The organism is Streptomyces turgidiscabies Car8 (genome assembly GCF_000331005.1).
Classification (GTDB): Bacteria; Actinomycetota; Actinomycetes; order Streptomycetales; family Streptomycetaceae; genus Streptomyces; species Streptomyces turgidiscabies.
Genome location: NZ_AEJB01000646.1, coordinates 1 through 2,423, shown reverse-complemented (window position 1 = coordinate 2,423; position 2,423 = coordinate 1). Strand labels below are relative to the sequence as shown.

The 2,423-nt window shown below is 66.0% G+C and carries 4 protein-coding genes; 1 reads left to right on the top strand and 3 read right to left on the bottom strand.

The window, feature by feature from the left end:
* Positions 1 to 31: 31 nt before the first annotated feature.
* Both STRTUCAR8_RS44875 and STRTUCAR8_RS44870 read right to left on the bottom strand, forming a co-directional pair.
* The gene (locus STRTUCAR8_RS44875) at positions 32 to 709 is read right to left on the bottom strand and encodes a polysaccharide deacetylase family protein (protein WP_006383156.1); all 678 of its coding nucleotides are present in this window, start codon (positions 707 to 709) and stop codon (positions 32 to 34) included.
* 2 nt (positions 710 to 711) lie between these two features.
* The gene (locus tag STRTUCAR8_RS44870; RefSeq protein ID WP_006383158.1) at positions 712 to 1,401 is read right to left on the bottom strand and encodes a glycoside hydrolase family 11 protein; all 690 of its coding nucleotides are present in this window, start codon (positions 1,399 to 1,401) and stop codon (positions 712 to 714) included.
* Between the two features lie 324 nt (positions 1,402 to 1,725).
* Here STRTUCAR8_RS44870 and STRTUCAR8_RS44865 point away from each other — a divergent pair, with 324 nt between their 5' ends.
* Positions 1,726 to 2,079 carry a VOC family protein gene (locus STRTUCAR8_RS44865; RefSeq protein ID WP_006383155.1) on the top strand — a complete coding sequence of 118 codons (354 nt, stop codon included), beginning with the start codon at positions 1,726 to 1,728 and terminating at the stop codon, positions 2,077 to 2,079.
* Between the two features lie 108 nt (positions 2,080 to 2,187).
* On the opposite strand, the gene STRTUCAR8_RS50995 is transcribed toward STRTUCAR8_RS44865, so the two are convergent.
* Complete coding sequence (locus tag STRTUCAR8_RS50995) at positions 2,188 to 2,364, bottom strand: CsbD family protein (RefSeq protein WP_006383157.1); 177 nt, start codon at positions 2,362 to 2,364, stop codon at positions 2,188 to 2,190.
* Positions 2,365 to 2,423: the final 59 nt, after the last annotated feature.

The window sequence follows — 2,423 nt, the reverse complement described above, 5'->3', positions numbered from 1 at the left end:
AGCCGCACACCTCCGTGGTCGGAGGGGGCGGCTAAGGAGCCACGGCTCGTCCGGTCGTGGGGGAGATTCTTCCGGCGCACAGGCCGCGGCCTGTCAAGCCCTGCGCGATGCGTGGAACCGCGGCGAGCGTGTTGGCGGACCAGTCGTGCATGAGGATGACCTGCCCGTTGGTGAGCCGGGCGGCGGCCTGCACGATCGCGTCGGTACTGGCACCGTTCCAGTCCTGTGAGTCGACGTCCCAGATGATCTGGGTCAGACCGTACTTGGCCGCGACCGCCTTCACCGTCGCGTTGGTCTCGCCGTACGGCGGCCGGAAGAGCACCGGATTGCCGCCACCCGCGTTGGCGACGGCCTGCTGGGTCCGGGCGATCTCCGAGTCGATCTGCGACTGGGCGAGCTGGGTCAGATGCGGGTGCGTGTAGCTGTGGTTGCCGACCCACATACCGGCGTTCACCTGGGCACGCACCAGGGCCGGGTTGGCGGCGGCGTACTGGCCCTCGTTGAACATCGTGGCCCGCAGCCCGTTCCGGGTGAGGGCACCCAGCAGGGCCGTCGTGTTGGCGGACGGGCCGTCGTCGAAGGTGAGCCCGACATACCCGTTGCAGGTGGCGGCCTGCGCCGGGGCGCCGGCGTGGCCGGTGAGGGCGGTGGCGGCTGCCAGAGCGGCGGCGACCAGTAGCGGGAGACGCTTCGCCTGCACGAGGGTCATGGCTAACCCACCGTGATGTTGGAGTTGCCGCTGCTCCGGTAACCCTCGGTGGCGAGGATCATGTAGTAGTTGAAGCTGCCCATGGGCATCCCGGCGCGGGCCCAGGCGTCGAAGTGGTTGCCCGTGGTGATGGTGCCGCCGGTCCGCTTGGACTGCCGGACACTCCAGTACTGATTGAAGGTGCGGGTGCCTTCCACGGACGGCGCGTTGTATCGGGTGGTCTGGTAGATGTCGTACGTGCCGCCGTCACTGGTGACGGTGCCCTTGTACGTTCCGGTGGGCCGGTAGGTGCCCCAGTTGTCGACGATGTAGTACTCGACCAGCGGGTTGGACGTCCATCCGTACAGCGCCAGGTAGGCGTTGCCGGACGGGTTGAAGCTGCCCGAGTAACGGACGGTCCTGCGTGAGCCGTTGCTCCAGCCCTTGCCGGCCACGAAGTTCCCGGTGTTGCTCCACGAGGTGCTGTAGTTGCCGCCGGAGTTCAGGGTCATGGACACGGTGCCCGGTGCGTCGGTCCAGAAGGAGTAGTAGTAGCCGTTGTTGGTGCCGGTCTGGTTGGTGGTGACGACCGTGGCGGCCTGAGCGGTGGTCGGCAGGGTCAGTGCGGCCACGGCGACCAGCAGCATGGTGCAGACGCCACTGATGAGCAGCCTGAGCCGGGATGCGGATACGGGTGCGGGTGCGCTTTTCATGTGCGTGGTTCCTCCTCGTCCTCGTGGGACCGATGGGGGCTGCGGAACACGCGACAGTGTTGGCGGGGTCACGTCAGCTGTCAATAGTTCGGTGTTTTCTTCGAAACATTCGAAGTGAGTGACCGTTAATCAGGAGTTCTGTTCCTGCTGTTCAGTGGCACATAAAGTTCCGTCAGCGGAGATGACGGTGGGTCGCTGCGATGCGCCTCCGGAAATCCAGATAAATGCTTCAGGCCCATTTTCTCGAATGTTTCGAAGATTTCACCGAATTGCACGGCGGTGTCGAGTGGGCCCGGTTCGACGCCGGCCTGACAGGATGACGGCATGGAACGTGTGCTGGGAATCGGCGGGTACTTCATGCGGGCGGCGGACCCGGCGGCCCTGAGCTCGTGGTACCGCGACTGCCTGGGCGTGGACGCCGACGACAACGGCCTGTGGCATCAGCAGGCCGGCCCGACCGTGTTGGCGACATTCGAGTCCGACACCGACTACTTCGGGTCCCGCACCCAGCAGGCCATGCTCAACTTCCGGGTCCGCGACCTGGACGCGATTCTCGCTCAGCTGCGTGCCAAGGGGGCTGACGTGGCCGCGGAAACGCAGGACATGGAGGGCGTCGGTCGATTCGGCTGGGTCACCGACCCCGAGGGCAACCGGATCGAGCTGTGGCAGCCCGTCTGACCACGCCCTCACCCAGCCGATGACATGCCTGCCTGACACAGCACTGATCCCGGCAGCCCTCGGAAATCGGCTGCCGGGATCAGTGGACGTGAATCAGTGGGCGTGTGCCTACTTGGGCTTGCCCGCGTCCTTGGCCTTCTCCTTGGCCGCACGCAGGTCTCCCTTGGTCTCCTCGGCCTGCCCCTTCGCCTTCAGGGACTCGTTGCCCACCGCGCCGCCGACCACCTTCTTGACCTTGCCCTTGGCCTGCTCGCCCTTGGCCTGAGCCTTCTCGTCCGCAGCCACAGTCACTCACTCCTGTCTCGCTCGAAAGAACCTACTCCCCCCGTGTCGCCGCAGATTCC